The following is a 21,001-nucleotide window of genomic DNA, read 5'->3' on the forward strand; positions in this document are numbered from 1 at the left end:
TAGTAATCCCGATGTCACTATCATCAACGAGTTTCAATCCCTAATAGGGATTCGTGGAAATTGTAACACAGCATCAAGCGCGCCACGGTACATTAATCGTCCGTTTCAATCCCTAATAGGGATTCGTGGAAATTGTAAGTATTGGATAAGCGATCGCTGAACAAGCAGATAGAGGAGTTTCAATCCCTAATAGGGATTCGTGGAAATTGTAACAGGATTCGCAGCATCGGGAAAAAGGTTATCATCAGTTTCAATCCCTAATAGGGATTCGTGGAAATTGTAATCAATCAACTTAGCTTAAGGGAGTGTATAGATAGTGTTTCAATCCCTAATAGGGATTCGTGGAAATTGTAACGATTTGATATGCTATTACATAAAAGAGTACTTCCTGTTTCAATCCCTAATAGGGATTCGTGGAAATTGTAATCTTGCACTAACTGCTTCATCTTGTGTAGAAAAATGTTTCAATCCCTAATAGGGATTCGTGGAAATTGTAATTCCATTGCAAAAACTGCCCTAGGGGCAAACAAAGCGGGTTTCAATCCCTAATAGGGATTCGTGGAAATTGTAACAGCGTAAAAAATAGCAGCCACCACATTAAAGATGTTTCAATCCCTAATAGGGATTCGTGGAAATTGTAACCATTCTCAAGGCGTCGAGAGTAATTCTTATAAAAGTTTCAATCCCTAATAGGGATTCGTGGAAATTGTAACGAGCGATCGCAAAAGGAGTAACGCTGGCTCCCAGTTTCAATCCCTAATAGGGATTCGTGGAAATTGTAACTCTTAGCGGTAGTGCAATGTAGGTATTTCCTTGGGTTTCAATCCCTAATAGGGATTCGTGGAAATTGTAACGCTTGCAGTAGAGCTTCGCGATGGTTAACGGTATTGTTTCAATCCCTAATAGGGATTCGTGGAAATTGTAATTTTTCCGAGTTACCACTATTGACACTCCTTTCTAGTTTCAATCCCTAATAGGGATTCGTGGAAATTGTAACGGGAAAAGCCTTAACTTTGCCAAAGGAACTAATTGGTTTCAATCCCTAATAGGGATTCGTGGAAATTGTAACAGAAGAGTAAGTGAGAAACTAAACAACTTAGCGTATGTTTCAATCCCTAATAGGGATTCGTGGAAATTGTAACCGGATAAGACCATTGAGCTAGAACAAGTGAAGACGTTTCAATCCCTAATAGGGATTCGTGGAAATTGTAACAGACGTTCAGCAAGGCGCGTTAAAATTCACCAGTATCTGTTTCAATCCCTAATAGGGATTCGTGGAAATTGTAACCCAGTTCTTTTCTGTGCCTCCAGACTTTATTTCTAGTTTCAATCCCTAATAGGGATTCGTGGAAATTGTAACCCGAAGAAGTTATTGCCCAAGTATGTGATGTTCTTGTTTCAATCCCTAATAGGGATTCGTGGAAATTGTAACGTATTAGCCGTAGTGATGCCGAAAGGTTAGCTCGTTTCAATCCCTAATAGGGATTCGTGGAAATTGTAACATACTTTATTTTTCAGTGCCGATACCTTTGCTGCGTTTCAATCCCTAATAGGGATTCGTGGAAATTGTAACCATCGCCAAGGTGGAGGAAGATGTTTGGGCAGATAAGTTTCAATCCCTAATAGGGATTCGTGGAAATTGTAACCAACTCTGTCCATGTCTTCTTCTCAAGCAATTAAGTTTCAATCCCTAATAGGGATTCGTGGAAATTGTAACGCAGGCACCGGAAATCCTTACTATATTTACTTTTCTAGGTTCAGTTGCGCGAATGGGTAAAAGAATACCGTTTTCAGACGCAAGTCTCAAACTTTCTCCTAAATCATACAAGCAAAAACCTTGAATTGGCAAGCTTTTGAGAGGTTGCGCGGATGAGAAATTGGTTATTATCTGCCCAAAGTCTTGTGTCATTTGATGTTCAGCGATTTTTTGACTTCAGTCCAAAAAAACACCCACCCCTCCGCGCAGATGAATCAAGATGATGGTACGACAGGCAATAAAATTTGCGATGAACTCTCACCCCCGCAACTTACCATCAATGTGATAATTTCAGCATCTATACCGAATGCTGAATTATTCCCAGGATTCATCGCATAAGCCGGGAAACACGCTGCACTCAAACTCAAACGCAAGGCATGACCTATGGAAATTTTCGCACAAGTTGCTTGCAATTGAATTGTTCTTTTGACCAGATGAGTTCCGTCTGAGCAACGAAGATAACCTTGGGTTAAATTGTAGACTCGTCCATCAGGGTAAACATCTGACAGCACTGCACATAAATCATAACTGGGTTTGTCGGATACACAATAGACTTCAACTACAACATCACCCGCCAGAAACAGGTCTGTCTCAAGAGGTTCAGTCGTATAAGTTAAGACATCTGAACGGGAATCGATATGCGTTCTGTCAAAACACCCGGCAGGAATTCCAGCATGACCACCTAATGATGGAACGGGTCGCCAAGGGTCATGAACTAATACGTCATGGGTAGAAGTTTCCGGACAAGTTGTGGTGAGAATGCCTTCGCCTTCGCTGATACTAGCAAGTCCAGTGGTTGACAAAAAATACGATAGCGTATCTCCTTCGGAGACGCTACGCGAACGCGGAGCGTGTGCTTTGGACTCAGCGCTGCTGCTTTCAGCAGATCGCCCGTTTAATTTAAATAAAGTGGGAAAACGTTGCCATAAATTACTTCCCATCTCGAATAGCCAGATAGGCAACTCATTCAGTAATCCTGTATCCACACCTTTAAGGAACTGGTCAAACCAGCATAATTGCATCCTATCTACAGGACTCGCCGCGTTGACACCAAAGTCAACGGCACCGACTTTGCGGTTCCAAGGCAAATGCGCCCAAGGTCCGACTAATAGTTGTTGTCGGTATGCGCTTCTTGCCGCCATATCCTTATATAAATTTAGAGTGCCGCGCAGGTACGTATCAAACCATCCCCCAATGTGGAACATGGGCAAATCAACATTTTTGAGGTGTGTTTTGGGGGAAAGTTTTTTCCAATATTCATCGGGTTGAGAATGTGCCAACCATTCGTGATAAAACGAGTCTGGGGCAAAATTCTTCAAGATTTCTGGATCAGTGGGAATTGGATCATGTAAAGGCAGATGGCGCGAAGCCGCAAGAAGCGCTTGATAAGCGTTTTTATCTTTTTTTATGCGGGCGGTTTCTGTAGCTAATTGAATTGCCCAAGCAAGATTACTTTGTAAGCAGAAAGCGCCTCCTTCATAAGCCCAATCTGTATACAAATCATAGCCAATCATAGCAGGGCAAATTGTTTTTAGGGCGCTTGGTTTGGCAGCAGCAGCATATAGTTGAGTCATTCCCTGGTACGAAAAGCCATACATCCCCACATTGCCATTACTTCCTGGTAGATTTGCTGCCCACTTTACTGTATATTCTCCATCTTCAATTTCGTGGGCAAAGAGTTTGAATTCTCCTTGTGATGTACCGCGTCCCCGGACATCTTGAATAACTACGATGTAGCCGTGGGCAGCGTACCAAGTAGGATGGGCGTAGACAACAGTAGAGGCGATCGCCCTACCATAGGGTTGTCGCATTAATAACACGGGAAATTTGCCTTCAGCATCGGGGCGGTAGATGTCTGCATCCAATCGCACACCATCACGTGTCAGCATGGATGCCGTTTTTTTGGGATGAACTTTGAGCATGGTTATGAGCGAGGAATTAATTAAACCACAGATGGACACAGATGGACACAGATGATATTGATAGATTTACGCAGAAAATTCTTGGATGTGTGTATATGGATTTTTAGCATGGATATGATGGAGGAATTAATTAAACCACAGATGGACACAGATGGACACAGATGATATTGATAGACTTACGCAGAAAATTCTTGGATGTGCGTATAAAGTGAGTAATGTTTTGGGTGCTGGATTTTTGGAAAAGGTGTATGAAAATGCATTTGCTCATGAGTTGCGAAAAGCTGGTCTGCGGGTAAAACAACAGTACAGGATAGAAGTACTATATGATGGCATTATAGTTGGAGAATATTTTGCTGATTTGCTAGTAGAGGATTGTGTACTGGTAGAACTTAAAGCAGTCAAGACTTTAGAGTCAATCCACTTTGCCCAGTGTCTTAGCTACTTAAAAGCTGCTCGACTCAAACTTTGTTTACTTATGAATTTTGGTAATCCTAAAGTTGAAGTTAAGCGGATTATACAATAAATAAAAACACAGATAAACCCAGATACACACAGACAAGAAAAACATCTGTGTCCATCTGTGTCCATCTGTGGTTTTTTAATCTTTTCAATACAGCATTAACCTATCCACCCTCCGCAACACCATCATATCTTCCTGCTCCAACTCCACTGATACAAAAAATAAAAACACAGATAGATAAGAAAAACATCTGTGTCCATCTGTGTCCATCTGTGGTTTTTTAATCTTTTCAATACAGCATTAACCTATCCACCCTCCGCAACACCATCATATCTTCCTGCTCCAACTCCACTGATACAAAAAATAAAAACACAGATAGATAAGAAAAACATCTGTGTCCATCTGTGTCCATCTGTGGTTTTTTAATCTTTTCAATACAGCATTAACCTATCCACCCTCCGCAACACCATCATATCTTCCTGAACCAAATCCACTGATACAAAAAATAAAAACACAGATAGATAAGAAAAACATCTGTGTCTATCTGTGTCCATCTGTGGTTTTTTAATCTTTTCAATACGGCATTAACCTATCCACTCTCCCCAACACCGCCATATCTTCCTCATCCAACTCCACTGGTATACCACTACGAATTAATTCCGAAAAATCTTCATTAGGAACCATAAAAGTCAGCGTATATAACCGACTAGAACCAGTATTTTTAATCAAATGAGTGCCAGTAGGAGGGACTAACAAACTATCTCCGGCTTTAATTGGCACACTTTTGCCGTCACAAATTGCGGTTCCTTCTCCTTTAAGGACAAAAAACATTTCTACCGCCCATTGATGACGGTTTGGGGGTGTTTTGCCATCAACATCAAAAATTTCTACGCAACAAGTCAAGGAAGTATTTGCACTTGCAGTATCGAAGATAATTGCCAAGCGATTTGTGTCATCGGGACTGATACGATATGCTTGGTAATCTTTAGGAGACTTGACAACGGGAATTACACAACTAGTGGTACGCATTATTTATCTCCTTATATGTCTTACTTATAAAAGTTCTAGGTTGCGAGTCCTGAGTTTTGAGGTGTCAATTGTTCGTTGCATGGTTAAATAGTAACTAACAAACAGGACTACTCAGCACTTTGTTCAAGTGCTACTGAAATCGCTTGGGAGTCGGTGACAAAGCCAAAGCACTGCTTGACGTTGTAGAGTGTCGCCAGCCAGCAATAATCAGGAGAAGTTGTGGCGGTACAATCTTTGACTAACAAGCAGTCATATCCTAAGAAGTTAGCATCTTGCAAGGTCCACATCACACATTGGTCAGCATTGACACCTGTAAAAAATAGTGTCGTTCTTCCCAAGTTCCGCAGGATACTATCTAGGGGCGTATCCCAGAAACCACTCATGCGGTACTTATCGACACGAATATCTTCGGGTAATTGTTCGAGTTCATCTACCACCGCCGCAGCCCAACTACCCGCCATAAGTACTTTAGCACCGTTACTGGGCAGTGGATCACCCAAGCCGACGCCTTCACCTGTGGGGTTGTAGACGTGAAGCACACTAGCACTAATATTGAGTAAGTCGGGACGATTTCCCCAATTAATCCAGATTACGGGGACGCCCTTCTCGCGAAGTACAGGTAATAAGTTTTGTAAAGGTTCAATGGGTTTTCTTGCTGGGGTGACATCCACACCGATATGCGCCAACCAGCCATCGGGATGGCAGAAGTCATTTTGCATATCAATAACGAGGATGGCAGCTTTTGCCAAGTCAAGGCGCAGGGTTTTGGTTTCTGTTGATAAGATAACGGGTTGTGGGGTTTGAGGAGGACGAGTGATATCTGCAAACGTATGGTTTACCGCCCATGCGTTTGGTGCAATTCCTAAATTCCGAAGAGGCATATCCATAAGATTCCAATACCCAACACCATTCTTTATTTTGTAGCTTGAAAATCTCCCGAACGTTTAATTACTTAATCAAGGTTAAAATCGTGAACTTTACTATCCAAAATGTTTTGATTGCGACTGTTGATGATTATGCAACCGTGGATGTGCAAGTTGTAGACGGGGCGATCGCCGCTATTGCACCCGGTTTAGAGGTTGTCGGTACAGCAATTAACGGTGAAAATAAACTCCTCCTACCAGGATTTTTCAACGCCCACACCCACTCGTCGGAAATGTGGCAACGGGGAGCGATCCCACCTTTTCCATTAGAATTATGGCTAGCTGAACTCTACGACTTTGTCCCCCTTAATATAGAAAAAGTTTACCTGAGTGCTTTGGGAACGGCAGTAGAAACCCTACTCACTGGTGGTACAAGTGTCGTAGATCATCTCATCCTTATTCCAGGCAAAGAGTTAGAAACAATTGCTACCGCCGTTCGTGCTTATAGAGAAGTTGGCATTCGCGCCTTTGTCTCCCCCCTGATTCAAGATGAATCTCTCACCGCTGGGATACCATCTGGAGAAACCGAGCAAAATCACGAGCCTTATTTTCGCTCAACACAGGCTACACTGGATTTAATAGAAGAAGCAGTCAGACAGTTTCACCGCCCGGATGAGGGTGTAAGTATTTTAGTTGCCCCCACAGGAATACAGTTGTGTTCTGATGCCTTGTTTGAGGGGTGTAGTGAATTAAGCAATCAGTACAATCTTTGCCGTCACTCGCACTTACTGGAAACCAAAGCGCAAGAAAAATTAGCGCAAGAAAAATACGGCTGTAGTGCGGTTGAACATTTGAAGCGTATTGGTTATTTGAGCGATCGCACATCCCTTGCTCATTGCGTCCATTTGACTGACACCGACATTGGCATCCTAGCCGAAACCAAATCCACAGTTGTCCACAATCCCTTAAGTAACTTGCGTTTGGGTAGTGGCATCGCTCCCATTTTGAAATATCGCCAAGCCGGAGTCAACGTGAGTTTTGGTTGTGATGGCGCATCAAGCAATGATTCGCAAGACTTACTAGAAGCCATCAAAATCGGTTCCCTACTGCACAACGTCACAGATTTAGATTATCAGCACTGGATTACACCTCGTCAATCGGTGGAGATGGCATCTTTGGGTGGCGCAAAGGGGTTAAACATCGCTGACAAACTCGGTTCTCTCACCGTTGGTAAAAAAGCCGATTTGGTGATGTATGACCTCACCAGCTTATCACTCTTACCCCGTACAGACCCGATTGGTTTATTAATTCTTGGTCGTCCCACCAATGTTGTACACAGTGTGTGGGTGAATGGCAAGCAAATAGTCGCTGATGGTAAAGTAACTACTATTAACGTCGATGATTTGGGGCAACAACTATTCAATCACAGTCAATGGCATACAAAGCGCAAGTCTGAGACTGTTGCTCAAATTGAAGCTCATTATCGTGCAGTCATGGGTTTATAACTCGCTCATTCACGGGTTCAAAATTAATGAGGAAAATCTTGAATTCCCTGAAATAGGTATGGGGTATTAATTTTGAATGGATGATGCCGTAGCTTATGAATTGTTATGACTTGCCTTAGGCAAAGATTGACAACCCATGTTGTAGCGGATGAGTTATTTGATTGTTTTATCAACCACTCATCTGTTACATTTTATAACATGAGCAATTTCCAAATGCCTAGCCATTGAATATGAAATAATCCCTTTTAGCTTTTAGCTTCAACCCGGTGTATTTCTATCAACTTGTTTGTCAAATAAACCTGTCATACTTAAACCAGTAATTAATAAACCGACTAATCCGAAACCATTTAAAAGCGGATAAATTTCTTCTAAATGCAAGATTTCCAAGGTGTGGATTTTGAGGAGAAATTCACCGAAGTCATGCTGATGGAACCATTCGTTCGTAATAGTATACCCCATACCAGTAAGCACAGTGAGAAATAATGGTAGGCATAAAGCAATGGCAATCTGGCGATGGTATCGGCGAAAACTACGAATCATAAGTCATTATGTAAAATCACTTTTAGTTAGCAGTTTTCATTGAAAAGTAAGACATAAAAAATCCAGAAGCTGTGAAGCAGCAGAACGGATTTCACAAAAGTCAGAAAGTGTAAAGGAATGAAGTACAGTTGATTTTTACCTTTCATCCTTATTTTTCTATCTTTCCATAACCCAGTCTCCAGTTAGCTGGCTGCTTTAACTCATCTTCCTTTCCTTGAGCAATGAGCCAAACAGTAGCTCGAGTCAAGAATAATGCTTTCATCAAGTAATGTCCTGGTTTGGCAGTAACGCCATAGGCAACGGTAGTACCACCAAAATCAAGTTCTCCGCAGAAACTGCCAACGCCTTTTATTGTGACTGTAAATAACTTATCATTGAGATACCCACCGGGAATCATGAAAATCGCGTAAACGTGATGTTCACCCCGCCAAGGCTCAATCACAATTTTCTCGGGATGTGTATAGTGTCTCTCACCTGTTGCTCGAACAACATTTGATTGCTGGCAAGTCAACCTGTTTGGTAGCTTTGCGATGGTTGTCCAGCTAAGGATAATGAGTAAGGTCAGTGTAAATAAAACGTAGGTAATTTTACTTTTATACACTTGTAATTTGCAGCACTACATATCCTAGGGTAACGCATTTTGGATTGTGAGGCGCGATGCTCCGGAAGATCTGCCTGAGGCGATCGCATCGAGTACCCGGCGTAGGCGATCGCCGTATTTTAAAGCGAGCTGTCACACTGTATGCGGAAGATAAATACATTGCAATTCTAATTTTCTTGTGGGACAGGTGTCCTCACCTGTCCTCTAGATTAGGGCGGGCAAGATGCCCACCCCACAAGAGCTATATTTCATACAACACCAAAACCGCTATATATTTAGTGCTATTTGTGCAAGAAGTCTAATGAATGAGTCCTGTATTGCCAGGATTTCGTGCTGTAGTTGAGCAATTTTTCGCTCTTTGAGGTGTGGGTTACATGACTCAAACCACATATAAGTTGTCACGTCACACTAAAAGAAAATTAAGTGTAGATTTCCCTGGCTTAAGGAAATCAAGTTAACATTAACCTTTACTTTCTTCCTCTACACTCTTACGAAGTTCGATAAATTGCTTACCAGAATCTGTTACTTTCAAATATTCTGAAAGATTATTCCCTTCATACGGAATGTCACGAATTCTACCTACCTCTATATACCCTATATCCTTAAGGTGATAAAGTTCTCTTTCTAGAACATCACTTATTTGATAAGGACTAAAGCTTCCTGCTGCAAGTTTCTTGAGAGTATCATACATCGATTTTGACATAGATAACAAAACTAGCTTGTCACTTCTTGCCTTAGTTGTAGAAACTTTCTTCCCGATGGAATTTATCTTACTTTCTAGCTTTCCTCTGTCAAAAGTCAATGCAATAACCTCATCAAGCTGAGGAATGAGAAATAACAAAAATGCGATCGCAATGATTGCTACAAATAGTAGTGGAGTCGGTTGTCTAGAAATTAACAAAATGAGCAGCACTGCTTCGATAAAAGCAATACATATAAATACTGCCCACCATTTAGCTGAGTAATCTTGAGTCACGATTCTTCTCCTGATAACTGTAAAAGTTAATGATTTGGCTCGAATGAAATTAATTATAATTGTTCTTTACTAAAGGTTCTACAATCATCAAATATAACCCTACTTCTAAAGCAGATTAGGTAAATGTGTACAAAATTTGTACCGACTTACTCAAATTATTTTTCTTGTCATAAATTAAAAAGCTATTGATTAAACCTTACACTAGGTATACTATTAACCTGATGAGTCAAATAAAAGTTTGAGTTGCTAAACATTGTGTTAGCTTTCTGATCTAAGTCAAACTGTAACTAAGTAAAAATACTATTTTTTTTCGTGACTCGTTTGTAATATTTATGATCCAAGAGAGTGTAAAATGCGCGATCCACAAATTAAGATTGATCCGGGAACTCTCGTCTTGATTGCGTCTGTCCTTCTGCTGTTACCGCTTCTGCTTGCTGGTTTCTTCTTTCAATAAAATCTAAAAATTGAGATAATTATTATGACTGCAACAACACCATTTGCGAACTTACCTGTTTTAGAAGAATTCCGCACAGGATTGCCAAATATTTGCGGTTGGGAAGCAGAAATTCGTTCGGTGGTTCAACAGGATAATCCTGTGTTTTTAAATAACACAAATCAATCCTTAGAAAATATCACAGCTGGGTTTGCTTGCGCCCTGCATATGCATCAACCCACAATTCCTGCTGGTACTCATGGGGAACTGATCAGCAATCTCCAGTATATGTTTGAACATCCCAACCAAGGAGATAACCACAACGCAGAACCATTTGCCTGGTGCTACAGCCGTATGGGAGATTTTATCCCCCAACTTGTGAGTGAAGGTTGCAATCCTCGAATTATGCTCGATTATTCGGGTAATTTGTTGTGGGGATTACGACAAATGGGACGAGAAGATATCCTCAACAACCTTAAACGCATTACCTGTGATCCCCAGTATCAACCGCATGTTGAATGGTTAGGAACCATGTGGAGTCATGCGGTTATTCCTTCCACACCAATTCCCGACATTAAACTGCATATTCAAGCGTGGCAACATTATTTTGCAGCAATTTTTGGCTATGATGCTCTCAAGCGAGTCAAAGGCTTTTCTCCGCCAGAAATGCACTTGCCCAATCATCCAGATACGCTGTTTGAATATATCAAAGCTTTGAAAGAATGCGGGTATCGTTGGCTGATGGTGCAAGAACATTCAGTAGAACGTCTGGATGGTTCTGGGCTACACCATGACGAGAAATATATTCCCAATCGGTTGGTTGCTCGGAATTCCAAGGGTGAAACCATCAGCATCACAGCATTAATTAAAACCCAAGGTTCTGATACAAAATTAGTCGCTCAAATGCAGCCTTATTTTGAGGCAAAAGGAAGAGGGAAACAGCAAATTGGAAATGTGAACATTCCTTCTTTAGTCACCCAAATCGCCGATGGGGAAAATGGCGGGGTGATGATGAATGAATATCCCCGCGATTTGATTAGGGTATATCATGAAATTCGCGACTCAGGAGGTAATCATTCGGGAGTGGTTGCACTGAATGGTACCGAATATTTAGAATTAATTGAGGCTGCTGGTGCTAATCCTGACGATTATCCGACTTGTCAAGCTGTACAACAACACAAAATTTGGCAGCGAGTAGACACAGAAAAGGCAACACCAGAAGCAGTAGAAAAAGCAATAGCAGAATTAAAAGAAACAGACCATCAATTTCATATGGATGGTGCTTCTTGGACAAATTCTTTAAGTTGGGTTAAAGGCTATGAAAATGTTTTAGATCCGATGAAGAAACTGAGCGCTTTGTTTCATGAAAAATATGATACACTCGTGCAGCAAGACCCTTCAGTGACACAGAGTTCTGATTATCAGGAAGCCTTGCTGTACAACTTATTATTGCAAACCAGTTGTTTCCGGTATTGGGGACAGGGAATGTGGACTGATTTTGCTCGTGAACTTTACCGACGAGGTGAAGCGCTGCTGGGAGTAAGCTAGGCTAAATAGCAGAGAAGACACAGCAGGAAGTTCACAGGTATGGTTAATCCCCTCCCTACCATAGATACTATTCCCACTGATACCTGGGTTGAGGCGACGTGGGAAGAGTTTCTGACCTTTGCGGATGATCCAACCTTGGAAAGTGGTAGATTTTATTACGACCAAGGTTACATGAGGATTGAAATGGCTGCACTAGGTTTTGCACACGGTCGTGATAATTCTATTGTTTCAACCGTGATTGTATTATATGCAGCTATCAAAAGTATTCCAATTTTGGAGCTAACAAATACTAGTTTTAGAAAAGCTAAAGTTCGCGGAACTCAGCCTGATATTGCTTTCTACATAGGGACAAATTTGACATTTCCTCCGCGAAATAATTCTCCCGTCAATCTTAATGAGTTAGCTCCACCTACATTGGTTGTTGAGATTGCAGCTTCCTCTTTGGAGGACGATACGGAGCGCAAACAAAAACTGTATCAACGCTTGGGAGTGCAAGAGTATTGGGTTGTTGATGTCAATACTAGCAAGGTTATTGCTTCTTCTTTGTCTGAAACAGAAAGTACTTCTATTCGGGAATCTCAAGTCTTACCAAGGTTGGAAATTGTCCTAGTTGAAGAAGCCCTCAGGCGTTCTCAAACTGAAGATGATGGCGCTATTAGTCGTTGGTTACTGGCGACATTTAATCAGTAAAAATTATAGCGATTCTTATTTGCATAGAATACACGCACATGGTATGGGTACGGCATAGAACATTGGTGTCAACTTAAGCCAAAACCCTGTCTTTAATCTCGTTTCCAGGTGGAACCTGGAAATACGGTTCAAGCGGCTCTGCCGTAAGTATAAGGCAGGCAGAGCGTGTTAATAGTATTCCCAGTCTCTAACTGGGAACAAGGCGATTGGGCAAAGCGCACTGCCCCGAATCGCGATGGCACGAAGTGCCCACCGGGGCGCGATCGCACTTTTGAGAGTTGATCAATCAGTGCGATCGCTTGTGAGTTTTTTGGAACTCCAATGACACAAAGACTCTTTTTAGCGCTTTGGCGCTTCGTAAATTTTACCTCTGTCTTCCCAGTGTGGTAATATACAACACCGCCTCGTCTCCAGGAATACCTAAAACTTCATTGACTTGATCATCGAAGAATCCGCCGATACCACTGACGCCTAAACCAAGGCGAATCGCTGCTAAATTGAGCCTTTGTCCCAAATGACCGGCATCCATGTGCAGATAACGGTAAACGCGATCGCCATACTGAGCCACAGATGATTTTAAATCGGCTGTATGAAAAACGACTGCTGCTGCATCCCTTCCTAACTCTTGTCCCAAACAGAGAAAGTGTAACTCTTTTCTGAAATTTTTAAAACGAATTTGTCGCAATTCTTGCACTTTAGGTGCGTAATAGTAACACCCTGCCTCAAGACCTGTTACCCCAGACACAGCAATAAATGTTTGTATTAAACTCAGGTCAAAATAATCGGTTGCATGATCAAAACCTTGGTCAATATAATTTTGAGGTTGGTAAGTAAAATCGAGTAAACCTGTCAGTTCCTCGAAGGTTAAATCCTCACCACTGTAAGCGCGGGTAGAACGCCGCTTGAGAATGGTAACTTCTAGCCCTTCGAGTTTATTTCCCCAATCAATCGGCTTGGTGGCGGTAGGAATTTTTTCACAGAAAGGAAAGTTATATTTATCTTCCAAGGATTTTTCTTGTTTGACTGGGGGCAAATTCAGCTTACCCGTTGTCCCTGCTTGAATCTGTGTGCGCAAATGAAAATACGTGAGGAGTTCACCATCGGGAATTTGAGGATAGTTAGTTTCCGTAGCAGACGGTAAGGCGGTTCGCCCTGTGGGTAATTGCTTCATATCCAGCAAGTCTGCTAGGGGAAGAACTGCGATCGCACCTTCCTGTCGGGAATCGATGTATAGGAGTTCGTTCACCGCCTCATCCACAAAGCCACCTATCAGATGAGGGCGATAGTTAGTCACAGCGCCAGCTAACTCAATATTACCCAACAGGTGTCCTGTATCCAAAAAAATTCGTCGGTAAGCCCTATCTTCATATCGCCACGCTGAACGATAGAAAACCGAAGTAATAACAATTGCCAACTGGCTATTTTGCAAAGTAGGATGCCAAAAACAAGCTTCTTGCAGCTTCTGCCAAACATCACTTTCCCAATAGTGCATGAGAGAGTGAGTTCGACACTGGTAATTATACAGTCCTGGTGGCAACAATGGTGTGCCACGGGAAACGATATACATCTCCGCAGGGTACAAGCCACCCGCACTCGGTGCAGATCTTAAATATACCGCACTTCCCATTGAAGGCATTTTTGCCGTTAGTCCATAGCTACAAAACAGTAGCCGTGACAACCTCTGCCACCACTGAGCATCTGTATTATCAACAAAGGCTTCCGGTTTTTCTTGGATATAGGGTTTGAGGTCATAAGCAGAGCCTATTTTGTACTCTTTGAACGGCACCGGCTGCTTAGACCAGTCTAACCCCTTATTCTTAGAGGCGATAGTCTCTGGGTCGTACTTAGTGCGTTCGTGGTAGTGCTGAGCAATCGAGTGGCGTAGTTCTGGCATAAGAGTTTAAATATGCTTCTGCTACATATCTTGGCATTTTAGAGGCTCATCATTTAGTCTTAATTAGTACAAATGATGAGCAAACACAGGAGAACACAAGGGAATAAGGCGAGCAGGGGCTGTTTAATTTTTGATAAAAAATGCAATATTCATTCATTTTGATTTTCAATTTTTAATTTACAAATCCCCTTCAGAGAGTGGAATGTAGAACAATTCAACATTCGGATTCATGATAAATTCTCCTACACCCTTACACCCCTAACTAAATCTATCAGAGTTACTCGATTCTGGTGTTGATGCTACAGATTGTGGATTCCGCCGCCAACGAGTCAAACCATAGATGACAGTTGATTTACGTATTACATGACTCAAGCCACTCATAACCTACCCATAGATAGATGAACGTATTGCAAGTATGGCTGAACCAAAAACCTATTTCTGGCATTGTTGCAATTTGTGTAACAGTCATTTTCTTTTACCTGTTGCGTCAGACGTAAAAATGCAAAGTTTTTCTTAGCGTCTTAGCGCGAAGTTATCATCCAAGTAATGACGCTGAAACTTTAGAAAAATGGAAACAAAACAGCTAGGAAAAACAGGTGTCTCCGTAAGTGCGATTGGTTTAGGGGCTATGCCGATGTCCATAAGCACTCGTCCCCCAGAACCGCAGTCAATTGATGTCATCTATCGTGCCTTGGATTTGGGTATCACGTTTATTGACACCGCTGACTCCTACTGCAAAGATGAATCAGACAAGCACCACAACGAGCGACTGATTCACAAAGCTTTACAAACTTATAATGGCGATGTGAGTCATGTTGTTGTAGCAACGAAAGGCGGCTTGATGCGTCCTAATGGGAATTGGACGCGCAACGGGAACCCGCAGCATTTACGTGAAACTATCCGCATCAGCTTTGAGGCTTTGGGTGGCAATAAACCGATTGATGTCTGGCAATATCACGCTCCTGACCCAGATTACACCATAGAAGAATCCCTCGCACCAGCCAAAGAAGCGGTGGAGGCGGGTTTGATTCGGTTCGTGGGAGTTTCCAACTTTTCCGTGGAACAAATCAAGCGGGCGCGGGATGTGGTTGATATTGTCTCAGTGCAAAATCAGTACAACCCTTGGTATCGCCAACCGGAGTTTGATGGTGTGCTAGAGTATTGTGAAAATGAGAGTTTGACGTTTCTACCTTGGAGTCCCTTTGGAGGTAGTCGTCGCCATCAGGGCTTGGAAGATATTGAGGCGATCGCCAAACTAGCAAAGGAAAAAGGCGTATCTGTGTACGGTATTGTCCTAGCGTGGTTGCGTTCCAAGTCCCCTTGTATCTTGCCTATTCCTGGTGCAAGCAAAACGAACAGCATCGAAGATACAGTGCGTGCTGTCGATGTGAAATTATCTGATGACGAAGTACAAAGAATAGATCGCCAAACCTAAAAACATTACCTTGCCTTCCGCAGTCAGCGTATGTTGGGTTGAACTATAAAGCAATCTCATTTAATTTGTGAAATTTTCGTTAATCCGTCTTGGAATATGGACAATAGCCGACAAAACGTCTATCTTCACGAATTCTATCAGTCATGCTATAGTGACCACCCAACAACAAATGTTTAAATGGTTGGGTTTCGGTGTTCTTGACTCAACTGATTAAAGGCAGAATGGGATAATCACAAAAATATAAAAATCACTGATTAAATCTGTTTGAAATAACAGATTTTTTTATGCTTGGTTTTTTCGCAAATCTAATATAATCTGCTTGACAAGCTTTTCCTGCATAAATAATAAACAAAAAGACTATAGTATTCCTGAATGATTTGTAAAATTTTGTGTTAGTCTTTACTCTGCGTTCTCTGTGTTCTTTGTGGTTCGTGAAAAATGTCTATTTCACAAATCCAATAGGATGACTATATGTACTTGATTTATCAACTTTTATGAAGAGATTGCTGATAAGAAATTTGACTCCAATCAAGAAAAACAGCTATTTTACCTTTTAAAGCCGCGAGAGAAAACATGAATTTTAGTGAAAACTTTCACAAATTTTTCCTGAGCAGGATATTAAAAGATTGGGGTTGGTTAATTGCTTTTTTATGCATCAATGTCTTTAACGGTTGGTTAATCAAAGTATCTTCTGCTTCTGTGCCTATTGTCATTTATTTTGCTGTTTTTCCCTTAGCTTCTATTATTTATAGTCGTCTTTCCAAAAAGACTTGGATATTGGTACTTATTTTAGTTATTTCACGTTCTGTTTTAGCTTTTAGTTTATGTATTTTACCTTTGCCCGATATTTCAAAATTCACGATAATTCTGTATGGTATAAACTTTTTATTTTTCGCTTTTTTATTGATAGATGTAGCAAGCACGCGTGGAATTGTAGTTCCAGCTTTAACAGCCATTTTGATAATCTTGCTGTGGATGATAATCGGTTGGCAACCGATTATCCGTTTAGTTTTGTATTGCAATTTAATAGTGACTTTCAACAAAGCCGGGCGAAGGTTAAAGAAATATTTAAGTAGTTTCAATGCTGCTATGCTAGTTATGACTGGAACCGCAGCGTTTGGATTGGCACTGGGATGGATGCTGGGTAACTTATGGCAATAGAGTTTTAACAGTTACCAGTTATCAGTTATCAGTTATCAGTTTCATCCTTTGCATGTTTAAGTCCCCCACCAATTGGACCAGAGAGCGTTGGTGGCGGGTTTAAATCCCCCACCATACGCACTGCGGCTGGTACTGCGGCTGGTACTGTTTTAACAATTGGCGGGTGGGGTCAAGTTTTGCGGTAAAATCATACCCTTGCAATGAATCACGATGCTTGCTGACTGGAGAAGATATTATGGCCCGGATGTACTACGACGAAGATGCTAATTTAGACCTTTTGGCACAGAAAACCATCGCCATCATCGGTTATGGTTCCCAAGGTCACGCCCACGCCCTTAATCTTAAAGATAGTGGTTTGAATGTGATTGTTGGGCTATATCCGGGCAGTAAGTCAGCCCAGAAGGCTGAAGCTTCTGGGCTGACTGTGAAAAATGTTGCAGATGCTGCCAAGGCTGCTGACTTCATTATGATTTTGTTGCCAGATGAGGTGCAAAAAACCGTTTACAAAAACGAGATTGAACCCAATCTGGAAGAAGGAAATGTTTTAGCATTTGCTCACGGCTTCAATATCCACTTTGGTCAAGTCGTGCCACCTGCTAACGTGGATGTGGTGATGGTTGCACCCAAGGGACCAGGACATTTGGTACGCCGGACTTATGAACAGGGGCAAGGTGTACCGGCTCTGTTTGCAGTGTACCAGGATGCTAGCGGTCAAGCACGCGATCGCGCGATGGCATACGCTAGAGGTATCGGTGGAACCCGCGCCGGTATTCTCGAAACAACTTTCCGCGAAGAAACCGAAACCGATTTGTTTGGTGAACAAGCAGTATTGTGCGGTGGTTTAAGTGCCTTAATCAAAGCCGGTTTTGAAACTTTGGTAGAAGCAGGTTATCAGCCAGAGTTAGCTTATTTTGAATGTCTCCATGAAGTCAAATTGATTGTTGACTTGGTTGTGGAAGGTGGCTTAGCCAAAATGCGCGACAGCATTTCCAATACCGCTGAATATGGCGACTATACCCGTGGACCTCGGATTGTTAATGACCAAACCAAAGCAGAAATGCGTAAAATTCTGCAAGAAATTCAAGCTGGTCAATTTGCACGGGAATTTGTTTTAGAAAACCAAGCTGGTAAACCTGGATTTACCGCCATGCGTCGTCAAGAAGCCGAACATCCTATTGAGGAAGTCGGCAAAGATTTACGTGCTATGTTCAGTTGGTTGAAGAAGGATTAATCCGATTTTGGATTGACCAGTAGGTAGGGCATATACCCACCTACACTCGTTCCCAGGTTCTGCCTGGGAATGCCGTTAAAACAGTTATCAGTTATCAGTTATCAGTCCTGAGTCCTGACGGCGTATGGTGGGGGATGCGCGACCCGCCACCAACGCCTTCCACGCTCTTGGTGGGGGAGGCGCGACCACTCGTATTTAACTGATAACTGTTTACTGTTCACTGTTCACTGTTAAAGTCGCTCTGCCAGTTGATATAGTAAAAGCGGAGCTTCCAAAAGTATCAATTTATGTAATCAAATATGGTGACACATATAGTCAAGTGGGTAAAAGCCGGATTTGCTCTCCTTCTATTTGCCTCCCCAGTTTGGTTGCATAATCCAGTTTACGCTCAACAGCAAGATACCAAACTTATACCTTTTTTTGATAATGAAAATAACCCAGTTCCTGTTGGTTTTCCACCAGGGGAAAAGCTAGACATCTCACCGCCAGCACCTAAACTCAACCCTTTTGATAAAGCTGTACTAAATACCTGTGGTTCTATAGGTACCAAAGTCAGTTCCAATAAATTTAGACAACTTTTATCCTATTACCCAGATGTGTTAGAAAAACTTCAGAAAGTGACTGACGGTGAACTGCGTCCCGGTCGTAAAAATAAAGAAGATTTTTTGCAAGACTTAACTGATATTTGGTTCAAAAATAAAGGATTTGAACACATTTTTTGTGGAGAAATATATAACGCCAATGATATCGGCGGGTTGCATTTTTATGGCAGATATTTAGAATTACAAAATAAGGAAATCGCAGGACGACTGCCAAATAATTCCCAACGAGAAGAAGTTGTTCCAGGTCTGATTTATACGATGGGTGTTGTCATTAAACAGGGCGATCAAACTGTTAGGGATGTTATCAAAGGCTATGGCTACCAAAGCACAGCCCAAGAAATACTTTTAGACGCAACCAAAATCTTTAAACTTCAAGGTGATACAGACGGAGCTTGTATTTTTAATGTACAAGACCAAGAAACAGGAAAAAGTTTCCCCGCAGTTTTTGTGAGGAAAGAAAAAGCGATAATTACCTTTTACCCAGATGCCACCCCTAAAGGTGAAAAATGTCAAGGTTCTTAAATCAAAAAACGCAAACGTGTGTGGCAAGTGGGTTGACTATTCTGTTAGCCGAGAGTCGGCTCGTACCAGCACATACAAATTCTGCTGATTGCCACGCATAAGGCGCAAATTTTCATCCAAAAAGGTAATATCCGACCAGCCATTTCCAGAAAGTGTGGATTCGAGAGCGGAGTTTTGCTCTACTCCTAAAGCTTCTCGAAAAGCGGAGTCACTCAAATCCTCGGTGGCTCTGATAACGGAAGTTTCCAAGAAATCAATGACCAGACGCCTGGAGTCCGCTACTGTGTAGCGCCCTGTAACTACAGTAATACCTTTGACACCAGAGGGAACCGTAAATTCAATAAGGTTTTTGTACTGCTGACCAGCAGTATAAATCTCTTGGAAGATACCAGTAACGCTAACCGCCACATTCGGCAGCTTTCCAAAAGAAAGACTAGAAAGATTTGTTTCCCGTTCTAGTCCAAACGTGCTGTACAGAAGCCGCCAGCGTCCTTGCACCAACTCCATATGGCTTGTAGGTTCAGTGTTTTGATTAAGAGCTTCAATGTTTTGCGCTAATGTCTCGATTTGCTGCTTAATCGCTCTTGTGCAGTTAAAGCCAATGTCGGTAGCCGCTGAAATAGAAATCAACTCTTGTTTGAGGTTTCCTAGTGTGCTATGTTCCATAAATTCTCTCCCCATAATCTTCTTGTGTCTTAAGAATGTTTACAGCTTAAGGAGGATAAGGGCAAGAGCGATGATCGCCTATGGACTGCTACAACTAGAGACACTATATCTTCATAGGATTGTTCAGCGGTTGAACGATGAGAAAAATCTGGCTGTTTTTAGGAGCGCTCATGAGTTTGGGGATGCTGGTGCTATTTATCTGGCGTTCCCCACAACACTCTGTACTAGGAAGTGCGGTTGTACCAAAAGAAACATCATTATCAGAAAAAACTATCCGTTATGAACAGCGAAGTTTAGCACAAAGCGAAGTGCACATTCTGTTGATTCCATCTCAGAGTCGGTTTTTGGTTACACCTGCATTGTCGCCACATCTAAACACTGTAGAAGAGTTTGCTCAGAAACATCGAGCGATTGCCCAAGGCTTGGCCGTGAGCGCTCAGCATTCGACTGAGCGCTCACGCCGAAGTCCGAACGGGGAAGTGCCAAAGGCGATCGCCATCATAAACGGTGGCTTTTTTGACCCAAATAACCAAAAAACTACGTCAGTTGTTGTCCTGCAACAAAAGTTTGTAGCTGATCCTAGGCAAAACGAGCGCCTCATAAACAATCCCAACCTAAAACCTTACCTTGCTAAAATACTTAACCGTAGCGAATTCCGGCGCTACTTGTGTGGGCAAGCTGTCCGCTATGACATTGTTTTGCGTAATGCGCCACCACCAACAGGTTGCCAGTTAATCGATGCATTGGGTGGCGGTCCCCAGCTACTGCCAGAATTAACCTTAAAGCAAGAAGGCTTTGTGGATTCTGCTAATTCCCGAGACGCCTTAGGTAGCACCCAACGCAACGCCAGGAGTGCTATGGGTATCACTCGTGATGGCAGCATTGTTTTGGTAATGGTAGCGCAAAAGCCAAAGACTCCTACTAATTCTGGGATGTCATTGCCAGCACTTGCAGATTTTCTGAAAAGCTTGGGCGTCCAAAAAGCGATGAATCTCGATGGTGGAAGTTCTTCTTCCCTCTATTACAACGGCAAGAGTTTTTATGGAAAGGTTGATTTGGATGGAAATTTCATCAAGCGACCCGTGAAGTCAGTTTTACTGGTTCAAGAAAAAGGGATTGGTTATTCAGGTGAGACAGTTCCTTAGAATGAAAATTTAGCAATAAAAA

General features: G+C 42.1%; 18 protein-coding genes and 1 CRISPR repeat array (1 of these 19 cut by a window edge). Of the genes, 9 read left to right on the top strand and 9 right to left on the bottom strand.

What is annotated here, in order from left to right:
• Positions 1-1,717: direct repeats of the CRISPR family, unit length 37 nt; unit sequence GTTTCAATCCCTAATAGGGATTCGTGGAAATTGTAAC (it extends 615 nt beyond the left edge of the window).
• Positions 1,718-1,971: 254 nt separating this feature from the next.
• Positions 1,972-3,645, bottom strand: a complete 1,674-nt coding sequence (locus AACT52_RS08795) for a CocE/NonD family hydrolase (protein WP_073630414.1) — start codon at positions 3,643-3,645, stop codon at positions 1,972-1,974.
• Between the two features lie 184 nt (positions 3,646-3,829).
• Here AACT52_RS08795 and AACT52_RS08800 point away from each other — a divergent pair, with 184 nt between their 5' ends.
• On the top strand, positions 3,830-4,201 hold the full coding sequence (locus AACT52_RS08800) for a GxxExxY protein (RefSeq protein WP_073630228.1): 372 nt from the start codon (positions 3,830-3,832) through the stop codon (positions 4,199-4,201).
• A gap of 510 nt (positions 4,202-4,711) precedes the next feature.
• Here AACT52_RS08800 and AACT52_RS08805 read toward each other — a convergent pair.
• Positions 4,712-5,167: a cupin domain-containing protein gene (locus AACT52_RS08805; protein ID WP_073630230.1), complete on the bottom strand. Its 456-nt coding sequence runs from the start codon at positions 5,165-5,167 to the stop codon at positions 4,712-4,714.
• 107 nt (positions 5,168-5,274) lie between these two features.
• Positions 5,275-6,054, bottom strand: a complete 780-nt coding sequence (locus AACT52_RS08810; RefSeq protein ID WP_073630232.1) for a cysteine hydrolase family protein — start codon at positions 6,052-6,054, stop codon at positions 5,275-5,277.
• 83 nt (positions 6,055-6,137) lie between these two features.
• Here AACT52_RS08810 and AACT52_RS08815 point away from each other — a divergent pair, with 83 nt between their 5' ends.
• The gene (locus AACT52_RS08815; protein WP_073630234.1) at positions 6,138-7,535 is read left to right on the top strand and encodes an amidohydrolase; all 1,398 of its coding nucleotides are present in this window, start codon (positions 6,138-6,140) and stop codon (positions 7,533-7,535) included.
• 258 nt (positions 7,536-7,793) lie between these two features.
• Here AACT52_RS08815 and AACT52_RS08820 read toward each other — a convergent pair whose 3' ends face one another.
• From AACT52_RS08820 to AACT52_RS08835, 4 genes are all read right to left on the bottom strand, one after another.
• Positions 7,794-8,075, bottom strand: coding sequence for a peptidase (locus AACT52_RS08820; protein ID WP_073630236.1), 282 nt, complete (start codon positions 8,073-8,075; stop codon positions 7,794-7,796).
• A 148-nt stretch (positions 8,076-8,223) separates the two neighbouring features.
• Positions 8,224-8,676 carry a hypothetical protein gene (locus tag AACT52_RS08825; RefSeq protein ID WP_073630237.1) on the bottom strand — a complete coding sequence of 151 codons (453 nt, stop codon included), beginning with the start codon at positions 8,674-8,676 and terminating at the stop codon, positions 8,224-8,226.
• Positions 8,669-8,836 (bottom strand): hypothetical protein, encoded by a 168-nt coding sequence (locus AACT52_RS08830; protein WP_158054591.1) that lies wholly within the window; start codon positions 8,834-8,836, stop codon positions 8,669-8,671. Before AACT52_RS08830 ends, AACT52_RS08825 begins: the two co-directional genes overlap by 8 nt.
• 300 nt (positions 8,837-9,136) lie before the next feature.
• Positions 9,137-9,652: a hypothetical protein gene (locus tag AACT52_RS08835; RefSeq protein WP_073630239.1), complete on the bottom strand. Its 516-nt coding sequence runs from the start codon at positions 9,650-9,652 to the stop codon at positions 9,137-9,139.
• A 478-nt stretch (positions 9,653-10,130) separates the two neighbouring features.
• Between AACT52_RS08835 and AACT52_RS08840 the strand changes: the two genes are divergently transcribed.
• A complete protein-coding gene (locus AACT52_RS08840; protein WP_073630241.1) occupies positions 10,131-11,633 on the top strand; it encodes a glycosyl hydrolase family 57 in 1,503 nt (500 codons plus the stop codon).
• Positions 11,634-11,672: 39 nt separating this feature from the next.
• The gene (locus AACT52_RS08845; protein ID WP_073630243.1) at positions 11,673-12,323 is read left to right on the top strand and encodes a Uma2 family endonuclease; all 651 of its coding nucleotides are present in this window, start codon (positions 11,673-11,675) and stop codon (positions 12,321-12,323) included.
• A 364-nt stretch (positions 12,324-12,687) separates the two neighbouring features.
• On the opposite strand, the gene AACT52_RS08850 is transcribed toward AACT52_RS08845, so the two are convergent.
• On the bottom strand, positions 12,688-14,217 hold the full coding sequence (locus AACT52_RS08850) for a SagB/ThcOx family dehydrogenase (protein ID WP_073630245.1): 1,530 nt from the start codon (positions 14,215-14,217) through the stop codon (positions 12,688-12,690).
• A 568-nt stretch (positions 14,218-14,785) separates the two neighbouring features.
• Between AACT52_RS08850 and AACT52_RS08855 the strand changes: the two genes are divergently transcribed.
• The 4 genes from AACT52_RS08855 to AACT52_RS08870 all read left to right on the top strand — a co-directional run bounded on the left by AACT52_RS08855 (position 14,786) and on the right by AACT52_RS08870 (position 19,168).
• Positions 14,786-15,652: an aldo/keto reductase gene (locus AACT52_RS08855; protein ID WP_073630247.1), complete on the top strand. Its 867-nt coding sequence runs from the start codon at positions 14,786-14,788 to the stop codon at positions 15,650-15,652.
• 573 nt (positions 15,653-16,225) lie between these two features.
• Positions 16,226-16,813, top strand: coding sequence for a hypothetical protein (locus tag AACT52_RS08860; protein ID WP_073630249.1), 588 nt, complete (start codon positions 16,226-16,228; stop codon positions 16,811-16,813).
• A gap of 235 nt (positions 16,814-17,048) precedes the next feature.
• Positions 17,049-18,044: a ketol-acid reductoisomerase gene (gene ilvC, locus AACT52_RS08865; protein WP_073630251.1), complete on the top strand. Its 996-nt coding sequence runs from the start codon at positions 17,049-17,051 to the stop codon at positions 18,042-18,044.
• A gap of 299 nt (positions 18,045-18,343) precedes the next feature.
• Entirely contained in the window at positions 18,344-19,168 is an 825-nt protein-coding gene (locus AACT52_RS08870) for an EndoU domain-containing protein (protein WP_083630216.1), read from the top strand.
• Positions 19,169-19,204: 36 nt separating this feature from the next.
• On the opposite strand, the gene AACT52_RS08875 is transcribed toward AACT52_RS08870, so the two are convergent.
• The gene (locus tag AACT52_RS08875) at positions 19,205-19,834 is read right to left on the bottom strand and encodes a PAP/fibrillin family protein (protein WP_073630253.1); all 630 of its coding nucleotides are present in this window, start codon (positions 19,832-19,834) and stop codon (positions 19,205-19,207) included.
• 137 nt (positions 19,835-19,971) lie between these two features.
• On the opposite strand from AACT52_RS08875, the gene AACT52_RS08880 reads away from it, so the two are divergent.
• Positions 19,972-20,979 carry a phosphodiester glycosidase family protein gene (locus tag AACT52_RS08880; RefSeq protein WP_073630255.1) on the top strand — a complete coding sequence of 336 codons (1,008 nt, stop codon included), beginning with the start codon at positions 19,972-19,974 and terminating at the stop codon, positions 20,977-20,979.
• Positions 20,980-21,001 lie beyond the last annotated feature (22 nt).

The sequence above is a fragment of the Scytonema sp. HK-05 genome, from assembly GCF_963872035.1.
Taxonomy (GTDB): domain Bacteria; phylum Cyanobacteriota; class Cyanobacteriia; order Cyanobacteriales; family Nostocaceae; genus Kalymmatonema.